The sequence below is a fragment of the Rheinheimera muenzenbergensis genome (assembly GCF_036984005.1).
GTDB lineage: Bacteria > Pseudomonadota > Gammaproteobacteria > Enterobacterales > Alteromonadaceae > Alishewanella > Alishewanella muenzenbergensis.
This window is the reverse complement of record NZ_JALAAR010000001.1, coordinates 166,259-184,032: the sequence shown is the minus strand read 5'-3', so window position 1 is coordinate 184,032 and position 17,774 is coordinate 166,259. Positions and strand designations below refer to the sequence as shown.

At 48.5% G+C, this 17,774-nt stretch carries 15 protein-coding genes and 1 pseudogene; 11 read left to right on the top strand and 5 right to left on the bottom strand.

Annotated features, from left to right (window positions below; genetic code table 11):
- Window positions 1-50 precede the first annotated feature (50 nt).
- A complete protein-coding gene (locus MN202_RS00820) occupies window positions 51-743 on the bottom strand; it encodes a TetR/AcrR family transcriptional regulator (RefSeq protein WP_335734181.1) in 693 nt (230 codons plus the stop codon).
- Between the two features lie 47 nt (window positions 744-790).
- A complete protein-coding gene (locus MN202_RS00815) occupies window positions 791-2,380 on the bottom strand; it encodes a bifunctional 3-(3-hydroxy-phenyl)propionate/3-hydroxycinnamic acid hydroxylase (protein WP_335734180.1) in 1,590 nt (529 codons plus the stop codon).
- A gap of 155 nt (window positions 2,381-2,535) precedes the next feature.
- Between MN202_RS00815 and MN202_RS00810 the strand changes: the two genes are divergently transcribed.
- The 9 genes and pseudogenes from MN202_RS00810 (at window position 2,536) to MN202_RS00770 (ending at window position 11,918) form a co-directional block, all read left to right on the top strand.
- Window positions 2,536-3,609: a VOC family protein gene (locus MN202_RS00810; RefSeq protein WP_335734179.1), complete on the top strand. Its 1,074-nt coding sequence runs from the start codon at window positions 2,536-2,538 to the stop codon at window positions 3,607-3,609.
- 15 nt (window positions 3,610-3,624) lie between these two features.
- Window positions 3,625-4,575: a fumarylacetoacetate hydrolase family protein gene (locus tag MN202_RS00805; protein ID WP_335734178.1), complete on the top strand. Its 951-nt coding sequence runs from the start codon at window positions 3,625-3,627 to the stop codon at window positions 4,573-4,575.
- On the top strand, window positions 4,576-6,576 hold the full coding sequence (locus tag MN202_RS00800; RefSeq protein WP_335734177.1) for an acyl-CoA synthetase: 2,001 nt from the start codon (window positions 4,576-4,578) through the stop codon (window positions 6,574-6,576). It begins immediately after the preceding gene.
- A 34-nt stretch (window positions 6,577-6,610) separates the two neighbouring features.
- A complete protein-coding gene (locus MN202_RS00795) occupies window positions 6,611-7,741 on the top strand; it encodes a porin (RefSeq protein ID WP_335734176.1) in 1,131 nt (376 codons plus the stop codon).
- An 11-nt stretch (window positions 7,742-7,752) separates the two neighbouring features.
- On the top strand, window positions 7,753-8,166 hold the full coding sequence (locus MN202_RS00790; RefSeq protein ID WP_335734175.1) for a type 2 periplasmic-binding domain-containing protein: 414 nt from the start codon (window positions 7,753-7,755) through the stop codon (window positions 8,164-8,166).
- A gap of 627 nt (window positions 8,167-8,793) precedes the next feature.
- Window positions 8,794-9,126 (top strand): annotated as a pseudogene (gene tnpA / locus MN202_RS00785) (IS200/IS605 family transposase); the annotation flags it as partial.
- A gap of 385 nt (window positions 9,127-9,511) precedes the next feature.
- Window positions 9,512-9,877 carry a hypothetical protein gene (locus MN202_RS00780; protein WP_335734174.1) on the top strand — a complete coding sequence of 122 codons (366 nt, stop codon included), beginning with the start codon at window positions 9,512-9,514 and terminating at the stop codon, window positions 9,875-9,877.
- Complete coding sequence (locus MN202_RS00775) at window positions 9,877-10,848, top strand: hypothetical protein (protein WP_335734173.1); 972 nt, start codon at window positions 9,877-9,879, stop codon at window positions 10,846-10,848. The genes MN202_RS00780 and MN202_RS00775 overlap by 1 nt, the downstream gene beginning before the upstream one ends.
- Window positions 10,849-10,862: 14 nt before the next feature.
- Window positions 10,863-11,918: a hypothetical protein gene (locus tag MN202_RS00770; protein ID WP_335734172.1), complete on the top strand. Its 1,056-nt coding sequence runs from the start codon at window positions 10,863-10,865 to the stop codon at window positions 11,916-11,918.
- 455 nt (window positions 11,919-12,373) lie between these two features.
- Here MN202_RS00770 and MN202_RS00765 read toward each other — a convergent pair whose 3' ends face one another.
- Entirely contained in the window at window positions 12,374-13,495 is a 1,122-nt protein-coding gene (locus tag MN202_RS00765) for a hypothetical protein (protein ID WP_335734171.1), read from the bottom strand.
- A gap of 236 nt (window positions 13,496-13,731) precedes the next feature.
- Window positions 13,732-14,184: a CreA family protein gene (locus MN202_RS00760; RefSeq protein ID WP_335734170.1), complete on the bottom strand. Its 453-nt coding sequence runs from the start codon at window positions 14,182-14,184 to the stop codon at window positions 13,732-13,734.
- 204 nt (window positions 14,185-14,388) lie between these two features.
- Between MN202_RS00760 and MN202_RS00755 the strand changes: the two genes are divergently transcribed.
- Window positions 14,389-14,700, top strand: a complete 312-nt coding sequence (locus tag MN202_RS00755; protein ID WP_335734169.1) for a cupin domain-containing protein — start codon at window positions 14,389-14,391, stop codon at window positions 14,698-14,700.
- Window positions 14,701-14,754: 54 nt separating this feature from the next.
- Window positions 14,755-15,270 (top strand): SixA phosphatase family protein, encoded by a 516-nt coding sequence (locus tag MN202_RS00750; protein ID WP_335734168.1) that lies wholly within the window; start codon window positions 14,755-14,757, stop codon window positions 15,268-15,270.
- Window positions 15,271-15,323: 53 nt separating this feature from the next.
- Here MN202_RS00750 and katG read toward each other — a convergent pair whose 3' ends face one another.
- The gene (gene katG / locus MN202_RS00745) at window positions 15,324-17,486 is read right to left on the bottom strand and encodes a catalase/peroxidase HPI (RefSeq protein WP_418333813.1); all 2,163 of its coding nucleotides are present in this window, start codon (window positions 17,484-17,486) and stop codon (window positions 15,324-15,326) included.
- Window positions 17,487-17,774: the final 288 nt, after the last annotated feature.

The following is a 17,774-nucleotide window of genomic DNA, read 5'->3' as shown; positions in this document are numbered from 1 at the left end:
ATGTTGCGTTGTTATGTCGCCGGCGGCTTATTCTTTGCTGCCAGCACCTTTTACTCTGTCTTACGCGGCCTGCCACGCCGGCGTTTCTTTGGGTTAGCGTCTGCAGGTGCCTGCTCTGACAGCGGTAGCGCCTGATAGGCTATCCGGTCGGCTTCTGATGCAGTTACGCCCAGCGCCAGCAATAACATTTCTGCCAGTTGGGCATCGCCATCTGGCTGATCGTAGCCATCCAGTATCGCCGTCATCATGCCTGTGGTGGCTGAGGCCACCAATGCCAGGGCTATTGCTTCACTGCGGTAATGGAAACAGCCCTGCTGCAAGCCCAATTGCAGGTCGCGGCGTAAGTTGTCCGCCACCGCAGTGCGCATCCGGCTGTCATAATGAAACACGCTGACCACAGCGCCGGCCCAGGTCGGGTCTTTTCTGGCCTGCTGTATAAATAACCGTACCCCGACACTCAAGCGCTCAGCACCGTTATCTATGCCCTGGCTTAGCCGGGTGATCTGGTGCGAAAACTGATCTGCCAGTTCCATACCGACAGCTTCGAGCACGGCTTCGCGACTGTTGAAGTAGTTGTATACCGTGCCGTTGGACACGGCCGCTTTTTCAGCCAGCTCGTTAAGCATCAGCTCGCCAACGCCTTTTTCGGCGTAAATATTTAACGCCGCATCCAGCAGTGCCTGGCGGGTGCGGGCCTTTTTCTTGTATCCCCGTGTTACCTGTGGTGTTGTATCCTGACTCATGGCGTTATCCCGGCTAAAAATAAAATCATACCAATATTGACACAATTTTAAGCATTCAGCAGTGCCAAAGCCTGATTTAACAGCACTACCGCATGTTCTGGCGCACCATCCTGCATAATCACCCCGTCAGGGCGTACGACAACCAGCCAGCCGCTGGCCTTACCAATAACGAAAGCGTTGCTTAACATCTCAGCGAAAGGCGTGTCGCCCGACGGTTGCTGGCCGGGTAAACCAAGCTGCAGATAGCTGCCGCCTGCAGCTTGCCAGGCCTGCTGGCTGGCCGTATCCAGGTGCTGTTTCGGCTCGGTGCCAATACCTACCAGCAGTAATTGCGCGCCTAATACATCATCACTTAGCTGAACGCCGTGCCTGGTGCGCAGCCAGTCCTGGGCAATTTGCCCACCCCGTACCAAACCGGCAGGGCTTTTACCGCTGTCGAACAAACCTTGCTTAAAACGGTTAGCCGGTTTTATCCGCAGCTCTTCAAAGAATGTGCGGCTGAACGGCAAGGCGCCTAGTAACCGGGTCAGTCCGTGCAGAATAATGGCTTTAGCTTTGGATCTGGGCATTACCAGTTTGCCCATTAATCTTGCCAGATTGATCATCTTTCTGGCATGTGGCCGTCGTTCAGTATCGTAGCTGCTGAGTATCGCCGGCGAAGCCTGGCCATGGGTGACCCAGGCTAACTTCCATGCCAGATTGGCGGCATCCCGCAGTCCGGCGACCAGCCCCTGACCAACAAAAGGCGGGGTAACATGAGCGGCATCTCCTACCAGAAATACGCTATCGCGCTGAAATGCCGTGCAGCAGCGGGCATGAAACCGGTATACCGCCTGGCGCTCGATGTTGAGCTCGTCTGGTTTCAGCCAGGGGGCCATTAACTGCGCAATTTTTGCTGGCTGTAGCATGTCATCTCTTGTTTCATGCGGGTGTAACATAAATTCCCAGCGCTCACGGCCACCCGGCGCGGGGATATGCGGTGACGGCCGACGGGGATCGCAATTAAATTCAATATGATCGATGGCAAGGTGCTGGCGCTGCCCGACGTCAACAATCAACCAATCTTCAGCATAGGTTTCGCCGGCAAAGGCCTGCCCTATCAGGTTACGTACCCGTGAGCTGGCGCCGTCGGCACCCACCAGATAGCGCGCCTGCAGTGTTTTGATTTCGCCGGTGGCGGTTTTAACGCTGGCAACAACGCCTTTGCTGTGTTGTTGCAAATCGAGTAATTCAGTCTGTGTCCAAACCGTTACCGATGTTTTGCTTTGCACCTGTGAGCGTAAAGCCTGCTCCAATGCCGGCTGATAGAAAGTAACCAGTTTCGGATGGCCGTCAATAATGCCGCTGGTATTTAAGCGGGCAAACTGGCCAAGGTACGGGCAGTGCATCCGTACTTCCTGAATGCCATAGAGGTCGAAACTTTGCTGCGCCAGACCGGCCAGCTGCAGTATCCGCAGTGCTTCGTTGTCCAGCACTATGGCTCTGGGTGTCATTACCATTTCGGCCAGACGCTCTATTACCAGGCAGTGCACACCATAACGGCCGAGTAACGCCGCCAGTGCTGCGCCAACAGGCCCATAACCGACAATTAGTACCTCAAAGACGTGCTCTGACGACCCGTTAGCGTGTTCTTGCATAGTGATGTTTCAACTCCTGGTTACAGCGGTATCAGTAAAGCTGTGGTCAGAACAGATTAATTTAATTATGCATCAATATTGACACAAATATCAATATTGATTTATTTTGTGCGAAATGCAAGCTGATTTATCCGAATTAAGAGGTTCAGCAGATTATGCTTCAACTGAAGACAGAGCAGCCGCAGCGCCATCCTGAGCCGACAGTGAAGGCGACAAAACTGGCGTACTTGGCATTTGAACTACCTGACCTTGAGCAGGCTGAACAGTTTTTAACTGACTTTGGCCTGATACGGGTGCAACGCGATGAACACTTCCTGTACTTGCGCAGCACGGATGCTGCGCCTTTTTGTTACCGCGTAGCACCGGCTGAAAAGCCGAAATTCAGTGGCTTCGGTTTGGTGGTCGACAGTATGGCGGCGTTAGAAAAACTGGCACAGTTAACCGGCGCCTCTGCTATTGAAGCCCTGAGCTCTCCCGGCGGCGGCTGGGCCGTGCAATTACAAGATCCGTCCGGCTTTAATGTCACGGCGCTGTTTGGCCAGCAACAATCTGAGGCCTTAACGCACAGGACTGCATTGGATTTTAATTTCGACGGTAAAGCAGCCCGCATCAATAGCACACAGCGTCCGCCTGCGTTGCCGCCTGAGATACTGAAACTGGGGCATCTGGTGTTGGAAGTCGCCGATTTTCAAGCCAGCTGCGCCTGGTATTGCCAACATTTCGGTTTTATTCCCAGCGATGTACAGCTGTTACCGGATGGCTCGCCTGCAGTGGTGTTTATGCGGCTGGATCTGGCTGACACGCCCTCTGATCACCATACGCTGGCGATAGCGCAAGGGTTTATGCCGTGCTACAGCCATAGCGCGTTCGAACTGGTAGATGCCGATGCGGTAGGCATGGGGCAACGGCTAATGCGGGAAAAAGGCTGGAGCCACAGTTGGGGTATAGGCCGGCATATTCTTGGTAGCCAGATTTTTGATTACTGGCGCGATCCCTGGGGCTTTAAGCTGGAACATTACTGTGACGGAGATCTGTTTACCAGCGACGTGCCGATGGGCGTGCATCCGGTAAGCCGTCAGGCGATGTCGCAGTGGGGCCAGCCGATGCCGGCCAATTTTACCAAACCCAAATTAACCCTGGCTGGGATCAGGGCTATTTTTCATCATCTGCGGCATAGCCCGGATCTGACCTTTCGCAAATTAATTACGCTGGCAAAGCTGTTTGGCTGACAGCAGGAGACTTAGATGGCTTTACATATTGTCCGTTATCAGCACGGCGACAAGATCGGCTGGGGCATACTGGAACAACAGCAGGTGTATCCATTAAACCTGCCTTGCAGCACCACAAAGATGCTGTTGGAAATGGATCGGCGTCAGCTCACAGCGGCGTCGGAGCCCACTGCGCTGGCGCTGGGCGAGATAGAGCTGCTGTCACCCATCACGGCATCAGGCAAAATTTTGTGTCAGGGCGCAAATTACCGTCAGCACATGATCGACTCGGGGATGGACCCTGATGCGAAGAAATTCAATATGTTTTTCACTAAGTCTGCGGCGTCGATTACCGGGCCGCATGGGGTGATAGTGAAACCGAAGCATGTAGCGCTGCTCGACTATGAAATTGAGCTGACACTGGTGCTGGGTAAGCGGACTGAAGGGCCCGTTGAGATCACTGAGCAAAACCTGCATCAGTTTGTTGCCGGTATTTGTATTGGTAATGATATTTCTGCCCGCGACATTCAAATTCCACAGATGCAGTTTCATAAGGGTAAAAGCTATCGCACCTTTTGCCCGCTTGGCCCAGTGCTGTGTTTGCTGGATGCCGGCGAAATGCATTATCTGAATGAATTGCAACTGACGCTGACGGTTAATGGTGCAACCCGCCAGCAAGACAGCAGCGCAAACCTGGTGTTTAAACCGGCAGAGTCGCTAACCGAGTACTCGAAAATCCATGACTTTGAACCCGGTGATGTAGTAATGACAGGCACTCCCAGTGGTTGTGCGCTGGGCTTACCTGCGCCCTGGGTGGTCAGATTAATGGCTCTGCTACCTGAAGCGAAAAAATGGGCGCTGTTTGTCAACGCTCAAAAGCGCCGGCCGCAGTATCTGAAGCCGTTAGACGTAGTAGAAAGCCGCATTGTCAGCCCGGATGGCAAAATTGATCTTGGCTGGCAATCGCACGTGATACAGGCGGAATAAATGAACATTAATTCTGGCATTGCCAACTATCAGGACTTGTTAGCACTGGAAGCGGCCGGCAAACCAGCGTTGCCGGTCAGCACTTATGATTTGATTTTGCAGGGTGCAGCGCTTAACCCACAGGCCTGCGCCCTGTCTTTTTTTCTGCACACAAATGAGCATCAAAATGCGCAGCGCTGGAGTTATCAGGCACTGATAGAAAAAATACACCAAACGGCAAATTTTCTGCACCAACTTGGTGCCGGTAAAGATACTGTTATTGCTTATATTTTGCCGAATCTGCCGGAAACGCACTTTATTATCTGGGGCGGTCAGGCCACCGGCATTGTGGCTGCGATTAATCCGCTGCTGGAGCCCAAAGCGATGGCCGAGCTGCTCAATGCCGCGGGCGCATCAATTCTGGTGACGCTGGCACCTTTTCCCGGCACCGAGTTGTTCGCTAAAGTCAGCCAGATTTTGCCGCAGCTTTCCGCTCTGCAGCATCTGGTACTGGTTAGCCTGTGTGATCATGTGCAGGCCGAAAAACTTGCTGGTAATGAACTACAACAGCTGGAAATGCAGCGGATTGACGGTGCCACCGAAGCATTGCAGTTAACACCTGACCACATCCAATTACATGATTTTAGCCAGGCTATCAGTCGTCAGGCAAAACACCAGCTAAACTCGGCCAGACAGTTTGCAGCGACAGACTACAGCTCGTATTTTTGTACCGGCGGTACCACAGGTACACCAAAAATTGCTATGCGTACTCACGGCAATGAAGTGGCTAATGCCTGGAGCGCCGCGCAGTTTTTTGGCCACGACGGAAATAGCGGCAATACGGTGTTCTGCGGCCTGCCACTGTTTCATGTCAATGCCGTGTTGGTGACGGGGCTGTTACCTTTTGCTACTGGCGGGCATGTTATTCTCGGTACGCCACAAGGCTACCGGGGAGAGGGTGTGGTCAGCCGTTTCTGGGAACTGGTGGAATATCACAAAATCCACTCTTTTAGCGCTGTACCCACTTTGTACGCCAACCTGCTGCAGGTGCCTATTGCTGAGCGGGATATTTCGTCATTGCGATATGGCTTATGCGGTGCCGCACCTATGCCGGTTGAAGTGATGCGGCGCTTTGAAGACTGCACCGGTATTAAAATTCTTGAAGGCTATGGTCTGACCGAAGCTACTTGCGTCAGTAGCGTCAATCCGCTGCACGGTGAGCGTCGCTGCGGCTCGATTGGCCTGAGAATTCCCGGTCAGTTGATGAAAGCGGTGGTGTTGGATCAGCAGCAAAATTACGTCAGAGACTGTGAAGTCAATGAAGTAGGGGTTATCGCCATTAGCGGCCCCAATGTGTTTGCCGGTTACAAGCTGGCGGAGCAAAACAGCCAGCTGTGGCTGGACGCCGGCAACGGCAGAAAGTGGCTCAACAGCGGTGATTTGGGCCGGCAAGATGCCGATGGTTATTTCTGGCTTACCGGGCGCAATAAAGAGCTGATCATTCGCGGCGGCCACAATATTGACCCTGGCCGTATCGAAGAGGCGCTGCATCTGCATCCTGCGGTACAGCTTGCGGCTGCGGTAGGCCGGCCGGATCCGCATGCCGGCGAGCTGCCGGTGGCTTATGTTCAGCTAAAGCCGGGGACCAGTGTCAGTGCGGATGATTTACTGGCTTTTGCTAAAGCCAATATTGAAGAAAGGGCCGCAGTCCCCAAGCAGATTGAAATTATTGCCGCCATTCCACTCACTGCGGTCGGTAAAATTTTTAAACCGGCGCTCCGGCAACTTCAGATCCGTTGTGCACTGACAACTGCGCTGCACGATGGCGGGGTCGACAGTTTTTCGATTGAGATAAACGAAGAGAAAAACCTTGGCTTTATCGTCACGGTGCAACTGACGCACGCCAGCCAACGTGAAGCGGCGGCAAAAATTCTCGGCATGTATCCGTTGGCATTCAGGCTGGTAGTCAGTACAGAAGATGCGCCAGCAACGCAGACTGCATCAGCATCAACGACGAACTAAACCGGCATTTGCTAACTATACACAGGATTTTGCAATGAATTACTCGAATTCTGCGCTGTTAATGGCAGGGTTTACCCTGCTTTCAGTAAGTTCAGCGCTTGCACAGGCAGCAGAAACGCAGCTAAAAATGTCAGGTTTCGCTTCGGTAGGCGTCAACCATGTGTCCAATGACAGTGGTTACTTTTTGGCTACCGACAGCGGCCTGCACTATAAGTCCGACAGCCTGTTCGGCTTTAAGTTTGACTTTGATGTGAATGACAAAGTCGATGCCTCGGTACAGTTGCTGAGTAGAGGCGACAACAACTGGTCTAATGATGTCGAATGGGCCTATCTCAGCTATGCCATTACGCCCGCAACTAAGATCAGAGGCGGCAAATTACGCCTGCCGCTGTTTATTTATTCTGATTTTCTTGATGCCAGATTTTCCCTGCCCTGGGTACGCCCGCCGCAAGAGGTTTACAGCGTGATCCCAACCTCAGGTTACAGCGGCGTAGAACTGAATTATGAGCAGGCGGTGGGAGATTTTAACTTCACTGCTCAGGTGTATCTGGGAGAGGCAGAGCCTGAGGAACTGGTGTCTGGCGCAACCTCTAAGCTGACGCAGCTGCGCGGAACAACGCTGAGCCTGGCCGGTGAAAACCTGATGTTAAGAGTCAGTTACGCCACGGCGGATATTGATTTAACCCTGGGCACCGGCAGCGCTATTCCCGCCGGTTTATATCAGGGCGATGCCAGCTTTATCGGGCTTGGCGCTTTATACGATGACGGTAGCTGGCTGGCCGTGGCCGAAATCGTCAGGGCAGAAATTGATACGCAGGACATGTCGGAAATTAGCTCGGTGTATTTGACGTTGGGTCGCCGTTTCAATGACTGGATGCCGTATCTGACCTATGCAAGAGCACGCAATGCCTCAGATTTCCCCGACGTTTTAGCGCAGCAGTTTTTAGAGGCAAAACGTCAGACATTATCAGTGGGGCTGCGCTGGGATTTGGCCAGGGGTATGAGCCTAAAAAGCGAATTGTCCAGACTGTTTAGTTTTGAAGGTAGCAGAGGCTTGCTGCGCAATAACAGCATACCGTTATACAGCAATGGCCAGCTAAGCGGCTTCAGCATTCCGCACGATTCGGTGTTTGTTTCCAGCGTTAGCCTGGACGTAATTTTTTGAGGACAGTTACGATGAAAAATCTTCTTTTGACTCTGTGCTGTCTGCTGCCAGCCTTAGTGCAGGCGGAGTTGGTCGTGGTAGGCAACCCCTCTATCAAATCTGAGCTCAGCAGAAGGCAAATTATTGATCTCTATTTAGGCAAAGCGACGCTGCTGTCGTCCGGCTACAGTGCCGAACTGTTTGAATACGGTAGTGGTCACCCGCTGAACCATCAACTGTACCAGTCAGTGATCAAAAGAACGGAAAACCAGGTGCTGATGAACCGGCAAAAACAACTCATCAGTGGCAAATTCAAATCGCCGGCAATCGCTAAAGATCAAACCGACTTATTAGACAAGGTTGCCAGTACGCCCAATGCTATTGGCTATGTCGAAAGCCAGTTTCTTGATGATAGGGTAACGGTGTTGTTTAAGCTGGAAGAATAAGTTTTAGTTGTAAGGCACCACGATAGTCGGATTTTCTGTGTTCTCAGTTGTTGGTTCGGGCTTTGGACATGATCTATTTGCAGTGCTGTTTTCGAAAAGCATCATAGGCTGCTGAAGTGCGATATGGGAGTTCTCATAAAATGTACCTCTGTAGTCACTTTGGAACTTGATTGGAAATTCTTCTTGAGCAGCATGGAATTGAGCCGCATGGCATGGGCTGCATATCACCATTGAAGGAAGATATGCATCACCACTCATTAAAGTGAAGTCACAAACTTAATTAAATTGCGTTTTCTGAAAATGGTCTGCAAGTTGCTCAACGTCACAAACTTAATTAAATTTCGTGCTTCGTAACTTATTGATATTTATATGCCGGTAGTCACAAACTTAATTACATGCTGACAGTATTTATTGATCCCATGAAATAAGTCGTTTAATGGGATTAAATAAGTCGTTTAACGGAAATAAGTCGTTTAAAAGTTAAAGCCCACTTTTAGTGGGCTTTTTGTTGTCAGCCTTAAACCACCTCCTATGGAGGTGGTGATCGTTTAGTCGGGGCTATGCCCGTAGAGTACCCATGTTAGATACTTCGCTCGTTTGTAACCAGCAAATGAGGAAGTAAATAACATGAGTAGATATGAATCCGCTTCACACGTCTTCTATCGTTGTCAGTATCACATCGTTTGGACGCCAAAGTACAGATACAAGCTCTTAACGGGTAATCTTGGCAAAGAACTTTACCGCAGCATTTATGTATATTGCTCGATGAAACGCTGCACGGTAGTAGAGCTGAACGTGCAGATAGATCATGTGCACTTAGTCGTGAGAACACCACCGAATGTCAGCGTGTCGGAATTGATGGGAGTCCTCAAAGGAAGAACGGCAATCAGGCTGTTTAATAAATTTCCGTACCTTCGTAAGAAAAAGCTGTGGGGAAATCACTTTTGGCAGCGCGGCTACGAAGGTGGTGATAGTTCAGTCGGATGGGCCGTGGATTAACGATGTTAGGTACTCCATATTGGAGTACATTGTAGGTACAAAGATGATCAAACTGCTAGATGCGCTGATAGCCCAAGCATTTGCTTATTTGGAAAGTCAGCCTAAGACACATTAGAAGGAGTATTTGAGGATTGGCCAGCGACTTGCTGGTAAAATGACAGAGCTAGATATGATGAATTTTTTGCTCGGAAATATTGATATTAGTATTCGAGAAAATCTTGTAACAAAGATGGAAAATTGTAAATCCTCTATTAAACTTCATTTACGTAACAAAATGTCGACATTGGAAGTCAGTGGTATGAAAGTAGACTTCGTTTCATATTATTAATATAAGAAGGAGTTAATCATGTCTTGGCAATACAATAATATCGCTCATAGACACCTCGCAACTTTTGTAGTTGTTAAAAACTTACAAACTATTCACAAGAATGGGCTTAAACCTTCATTTGATGACGTAGGTAAATGGACATTGCAATATGTAATTCCACTTCCAGCTGGAGCTGGTCAACGGGTTATAGAACAAAACGCATCAAGTTTTTGCCACGAACTTATCAGTTGGATGTGGAGTATAAAGGGGGCTACTTTTGAGCAAGGCCTAGATTATGATAAAGCAATGGAAGCGCTTATGTCCGAATTTAGTAAACCAGCGAACACGGTAGCCGATTGTGGGGACGTTATGGATGCAGTTTTTCGCTGCATAGGAGAAATCTGATGAAAATTATTTTCAGCTCTTTCCTACTTTTAGTTATTTGTGCAGCGCCTGCAATGAGTCAGGATAGTGGCGATTTAAAACCAACAGATAAAAAAACTAATGAAAATTTCCAAGCACAACCGTTCAAAGTCGAGATTAATATGATCGATTTAGAAAACGGTGATTCTGTCATTGGTGCTGATTTTTCATTTAGGAAGGTAATTAAATCAATACCGGGGGCTAATAGTCCGGAAAAATTGCGTGGTAGTAACTATGCTTTGGATTTTCTTCTGAAAGGTACTGCCACTTTAAATGCTGAGGAAAATCCTAGAAATTTTATCGAAACTAAACTGAGCGGGTTTTATTCATCCTTCAGAACAAAATACTACAATGCAGCCATTGTAAATGATGAAGACGATCCTTGTGCAAGCTCCGACCAAAACGACTTTCCAAATTGTACCGCTGATGCGATAAGACAGACGCAAATAAATAAAGTAGGAGGGACGGTATTTAATTACTTGGCAGGCGTGAACTTAGGGTACGAATCTGACCAGAAGTTTGAAGCAAAGAATTCTGTCATCGGACTAAACGCAGTTTTTCATTTGAAAAAGATCGATAACTCTTTTTGGGCAAAGAATGAAATAGTAACTACTGTTATGCTCGCCCTTGATGACATTTCACCTAATGCCGATACCCCAAGAGCTCAAGCAGGAGATGATTCTAATTTTCAGCGAGCATCAGGCGAGTTAGCCATATCATTCAGTTTGGCTAATTTGGTGGGGAAGCCTTATAAGTTTACTTACTCTTATCGATACTTCGAAGAACTATCTCCATCAGAGATAGTACAGAATGCCAATCTTGATACCAATCACTTGATCACTTATTCGATTTTGTCACCAACAGGCATCGTATTTTCTTACTCATCTGGAAAATTACCATTCGATGTTTCAAGTGATAACACTGTAGAACTAGGTTATCAATTTGAATTTTGAAATTGAGGCACTTTATGAAATTTAATTTTATATTGCTGCTTTTTTTCTCGAACTGTGTTTTTGGTGGTATGCAGTCTATAGAAGTTATAGAGAAAAATAAGCGTGAAAAATCAAACGAATCCAATAAAGAATTGATTAGTAAGTTCGCGCAATGGGGAGACAATGAGGTTCTTGCACGTTATACCGATGTTACAGGGACGCGGAGACATGTTGACGTTAGTCTCGGCTTTCGATATTTAATGACTAATACGCCTCTCCCTAAAGGAGATAAATCAGAATATGCCGTAGCGATTGCTTATCAAGGTGAGTTTGATTTCTTTGCTTTAACTCGCAATTCCAGTCCGGTTGTTACTACGAGACATAACCCCAGTATTTTTTATACTAAGGTGTGGGATCCTGACAAACTCGGTTTGTCGTCATGGGTTTTATCTTTTGAGCACGAGTCAAACGGTCAGGTGACAGATACGCAGGCACGACTCGACGCAGTAATTGAGGGATTTCAGAAGGACTATGAAAATGATCTATCAGTATCTGATTCTGAGTTGCTCGAAATGGCTCAGCAAACCATAAGTCGATCTAATAATTTTTTAGGCTTCGGAATCAATTACCAAATTGGTAAAGACAAAGAAAAAGACAAATACAAATCCGATTGCTTAGTGTTATTCGATTGCATACATATATTTGGCAAGATTCGTTATCAATTAGACAAAGATCCGGAAGATAATTTGTGGTGGCAGGAGGGGCAAAGCGATAAACTAAAAGACTACGTTGGAACTGAGATAGATGTCAGCTCACCATTTTATTTGTGGAATTTAAAAAGTTCTTTGCGGCTAACATATCGCACTGGACAGTTGCTTGGTGCAAGCCCATTTAAAAATCACACTTTTGATCTACGCTACTATATTGATTTACCGATAGGCCGAGCTTTGGCCAAAGTTTTCGAGTGGGACAATGCTGAACTATTCGCTCTACCAGTTGTTCTGCGATACCACAGTGGTTATTTGGATGAGCTATACAATTACTCTCAAAGAGTAAATTACGTGGCTGTTGGTTTACATGCTAGATATTAACACCGTCTAATTTAGTAATTTCATTGCTTGTAGCAGCCAGCTAGATTTGCCGTATAGCGTCAAGACAAAACGTTAGTTATGTGTCAGGACTATTAGTAGCGATTTATACAACGTTACATGTTTTAATATATGATCTTTAATTCATAAAGTTATATAAAACAAACACTTATGCTTTTATATTTTAGCGGGGAACTTATTTAATATTTTGGGGTTTTTAGCCCCATCAAAATAAGGCCATGTAGAGGGGCTATCGGGTAACCTCGTTAATCACCACATTTATGTAGTAACAATAAAAACCCCGGCCAGCGCGCCGGGGTTTTTTATCGCTTAAATTGGCAATCGTCTAGTGTATTCTTTGAGGCTTAGCTGTTCTAACGTTTCTATTGTGCTGCGCTAAGGATGAAGAGTTAGCAATATCAATGGATCTGACTCTATCGATTCGATTTCTGCTATTTTCAGAAATCCCACTTTCCGGCCATCTGCAGTTGCTGCATCAGCGTTGCGTCCCATTGACAGTCCGACTGTGCAAGATTACTCAGGTAAATTTCAAGCTGTTTAAAAGCGCGCATGTTGCGATAGTGTTTTGCGACTATTGCCAAGTCAAACGCATAGGTACAGCGGTCCATTGTAAACATTATCTGATCAAGCAGCTCCGGGGCCAGAGTCAGATCTTGTTGTGGCAGTAACAGGCCAATAACTGCTTGTTCCGTTTCTTCTGTGGTTACAGCCAGAGCTTGTGAGATTAATTCTGGATCTGCGGCACCTTGCAAAAGTTGCATAACGTAACGGCTGGATAGCGCCTTTCCCATCCCGCATTTAGCATTGGGATCCAGTTCTTGAATTACCTTGCTATATAGCTTATCAAGATCGTGATGCCATTCTGACCAGTCTTTGCCTGTATTGCTGTCTGGCAGATAGGAACTAAGTTGTGCCAGCCGGTAGGCTGAAAATATGCCCGCACAGACAAAATTAGTCGCGGTACTAAAAACGGTGCGGTGCCAATGCACTGACGCAGCTAAGTTTGCGCCATCACTAACTGACCCAACAAAGTAATCATGGGCCAGAATATTCATGCAACCACCATGATGTTGTTCTGCACAGCTATGCCAGTACTGCAACGCCAGCGTATTAGACTGCAGTAAATGCTTAGCGGTATGGCCTGCTTGATACTGTAGTCCGTCAACCGATAAAGTACCGGGGTGGGCAATAGCAAAATTGAAATCCTCTATTGCCTGCTCGGCCTGGCTGACATCAACCATTTTCCCTTTATTAAAGCGAACATAATTAACTGCTGCCAAACCATGTGCCCGAATAGCGCGAAAAGCAGCAACTTGCTCGGTTTGTAAGCGGTGCTGCTGAAGTACGGTACTGATGACTGCCAGATGTTGCTCGGTCAGATTGGTATCAAGATCTGCTGAACTTTCTCTTGGCCAGGTGTGCTGCAACAGATATTGAATCGATGTGTCTATTTGTTCTTGAGTTGCTGCAGCTGAGTCATTTACACCTGCAAACAGCAGGCTGATATAAATCAGACAGTAAATTCTGGTTTTGACTAATAGCGATAATCGCGTAGGCATTAACAATTCCCTTTAAGCTGGCAATACATAGCGACACAGATGTAACATCAGTGTTTTAGTTTGGCAAGAGCCGCGCGGCGGCATAGCGCGCCGCCAGAGGATGGCTGTAAAGCGTCCAGCCGTTAACGACCACTGGAACTTGATCAGCCAAGTTTATTAATCCTTAGCGGATAGCGGTGCATCCAATTCAATATCAACGTCTGCAACCAGGGATGCTACGCTCCGCTGCAACTGTTTCAGCGCGCAACATAAGCTTCTGTTCCCCACAGCGGCACGGTAGATAAGCTGTGCTTAAAGCTGCCAGAGGTTTCTTTGGTGGAGTAGGACAGATACATCAGGGTTTGGTTTTCTGCATCAAAAATACGGCGTATTTTCATTGTTTTAAAAAAGATGCTTTTTGATTTGCTAAACAGCACTTCACCGTTTTTGCTTTTGTCTATGCTGGCAATCATTGCTGCGGTAATGGGGCCGGTTTGCCGGCAGGCGATAGAGCTGTCAGACGGATCAGATAAGTTAAGGTTAGCCTCGATACTGGAGACATGGCAGGTAACGCCTGTTACCACCGGGTCGACCATAGCATCGAGCTTGATATCTTTGGTGGTAAACACGCCCAGCGATACATCGCCGACTTCGTTTTTATTACAGCCGCTAAGCATCAGTAGTAGTAATACAGCGTAAATTGGACGCATGGTGGGGGCTCCTTTGGTCAAGTCTGTCGGTACAACTAATAACGCCATACTGCCATGTTGTGTGCTGACAAAAAAGCCAAACCACAATAGCGCAGGCTTTATTTTTGATGCCGGCTTGTTTATTGTCTGGATTTGAATGGGATAAGTAACTTTGTGCAGTAAAAGCCTGATAAGATTCAACTATCTGCACAGGTAAGGTAAACAATGAAAATCATCCGCAGTAAAGATTTTACCGCCAGCCGCGCCTGGGGCGCCTTGGATATTGCCAGTATGAATGGCATTAGCACCCGGTTGCACTGGACTAATCAGCCGTACAAATGGCATATCAATGACGGCGAAGAAGTATTTGTGGTGCTGGACGGCATAGTAGATATGCATTATCGCGAAGCCGGCACCGAGCAGGTTAGCCGCTTAGCTGCCGGAGATATTTTTTACGCCGGTATTGGTTGTGAGCATGTGGCCCATCCGGTAGGTGAAGCACGCATTTTAGTGGTAGAAACAGCCGGTAGTGTATAACTGCTGTGCGAAAAAGCCGACCTGCTTAGGCGGCAACAGGGGATAACGGAAACTATGCAAAATATAACTAAATTGCTGCTATCGTTAGCCAGCGCTTGCTTAATGCTGGCTGGCCAGGCCAATGCCAGTACGGTTTATCTGGTTCGGCATGCTGAAAAGTTGCCCGACGGTAAAGATCCGGCGCTGAGCCACTGCGGCCAGGCCAGAGCCGCAGCGTTGGCAGAGTATTTTGCTGATAAAGCACTAAATGCGGTATATGCCACGCCGTATCAGCGTACACAGCAAACCGCGGCGCCGGTTGCGGCGGCTAAGCAACTTAGTGTTACGGCTTACGACCCGCGTCAGCCACAGCAATTGCTTGCCCAGCTAAATGCCGTTAGCCAGCCGGTTTTGATAGTCGGACATAGCAATACGGTACCGCAACTGGTTAGCTTATTAAGTGGGATAGAGATGGCAGCGCTAACAGAGCAGGATTACAACTTGTTGTATCGGGTTGAATTGGGAGAACAGCCCAGCGTTACATTGATGCGACAAGCTTTTATCTGCGATGCACAAGATGGTAAACCCTAAAAAAGCGCTGCTCCGTCACAGGGGCAGCGCTATTGGCGACTTAGCTTAGCCTGTTAGCGGTCAAGGTTCATTACCTTTGTCCAGGCTTTAACAAAGTCATCGACAAACTTCTGCTTCGAACTATCAAAGGCGTACACTTCGGCCACGGCGCGCAGTTCTGAGTTTGCACCGAAGATCAGATCAACCGACGTAGCAGTCCATTTTTTATTGCCGGTTTTACGGTCAAAACCGTCGTACACGCCGTCGGTAGCTGATTTTTTCCATACCGTGGACATGTCCAGCAGGTTAACGAAAAAGTCGTTGTTTAGCGTACCTGGCTTATTAGTGAATACGCCGTGCTTTGCCCCCTGATAGTTGGCATCCAATGTCCGCAGGCCACCTACTAAGACTGTCATTTCCGGCACGGTCAGGTTCAGCTGATCGGCTTTGTCTATCAGCATTTCAGTCGGCGATTTATAGCTGGCGGCATCAAAGTAGTTGCGAAAGCCATCTGCGGTCAGTTCCAGCAGGCTAAACGAGTTAACATCGGTCATTTGCTGGCTGGCATCGCCACGGCCCGGTTTAACGGGTACGGTTAGGGTATAACCGGAATCTTTAGCGGCTTTTTCTATTGCCGCTGCACCGCCCAGTACTATAGTGTCAGCCAGCGACACTTTGCGTTTACCTTTATTGAAGTCAGCTTGCACTTTGCTAAGCGCCGCTAACACTTTAGCGGTTTCGGCCGGGTTGTTTACCGCCCAGTCTTTTTGCGGAGCTAAGGCAATACGGGCCCCGTTGGCACCACCACGCATATCAGAGTGGCGGTAGCTGGCAGCCGAGGCCCAGGCAACACGCACTAACTCTGGTACCGTTAAACCGCTTTTTAAGATGCTGGCTTTGAGCGACTTCACATCTTTTTCATTGATGTTCGATTGGGTTGAAGCGTCTATCGGATCTTGCCAAATGAGCACTCCTTGCGGTACTTCTTTGCCTAAAAAGTTGCGTGCTGGCCCCATATCGCGGTGCGTTAACTTGTACCAGGCCTTGGCAAAGGCTAAGCGGTACTGTTCCGGATCGGCTAAAAAGCGTTCGGCAATTTTGCGATATTCCGGGTCAAATTTCAGCGCTAAATCGGCGGTGGTCATTACCGGCGGGTTAAACTTACCTTTAACATGGGCATCCGGTACAATTTTATGCAGTGACTCATCGGTTGGGATCCACTGAATAGCACCGGCCGGGCTGCGTGTTTGCTGCCATTCAAAGTTAAGCAGGTTGCTTAAGTACAGTGATGTCCAGCGCGTTGGCGTCTGGGTCCAGGCACCTTCTAAACCACTGGTAATAGTATCTTCAGAGTGGCCTTTACCACAGTTGTTTTTCCAGCCCAGGCCTTGTTCTTCAACGCCTGCTGCACCTGGCTCAGCTTCCAGGCAGTCGGCTGGTTTATGCGCACCGTGCATTTTACCAAAGGTGTGGCCGCCGGCGATTAAGGCCAGTGTTTCTTCATCGTTCATTGCCATGCGGCCAAAGGCGACACGGATATTCTTTGCCGAACCCAGTGGGTCTGGCACGCCTTTTGGGCCTTCAGGGTTAACATAAATCAGGCCCATGTGGGTGGCGCCGAGCGGGCGCTGCAGTTTGCCGTCTTTTTCTTCGCGGTCACTGGCCAGCATTTCTACTTCCGGTCCCCAGTACACCATATCCGGTTCCCAGTCGTCAGCGCGGCCGCCGGCAAAGCCAAAGGTTTTAAAGCCCATATTTTCCAGCGCGACATTACCGGCCAGTACTATCAGATCTGACCAGGACAGGGCCGCGCCATATTTTTGTTTTACCGGCCACAGTAAGCGGCGGGCTTTATCCAGGCTGGCATTATCCGGCCAGCTGTTTAGCGGATCAAAACGTTGCTGGCCACCGCCGGCACCGCCGCGGCCATCCAAAGTACGGTAGGTGCCAGCACTGTGCCAGGTCATGCGGATGAAAAACGGCCCGTAGTTACCAAAGTCGGCTGGCCACCAGTCTTGTGATTCAGTCAGCAGTGCATTGATATCCTGCTTTACATTGTCCAGATTAAGCTTGCTAAAGGCGTCTGCGTAACTGAAATTGGCACCATAAGGGTTAGAGCGGTCATCGTGATCACGCAGCACTGACAGATCCAGTTGCTGTGGCCACCAAAACTGGTTGCTTCTTATGGCACCGGCTTGGACCATACCGTGGCCTGAGGCGCCGGCTGGCTTGGTCATGGTTTTGTCACTGGCGAAGGTGGCCCCGGATACCAGCAGCATAGTTATAACGCTGAGCAGGGTTTTTCTGGCCATTATGTGATGTTTCATTATTGGCTTCCTTTTAGTTAACGTATGTTGATTGCACACCGTAAGGCCCTGATACTTATCAAAACTGTCTGCCAGCATTAATTCTGTACTTTGGCGTGACAGTTTTTTAATCTGTCGGACTTAGCAGGGCCTTACCCGCTTAGGAAAACGACAACAAAAAGAGTATAGTAAGACGCTGATTGTTTTATGCGAATTAAA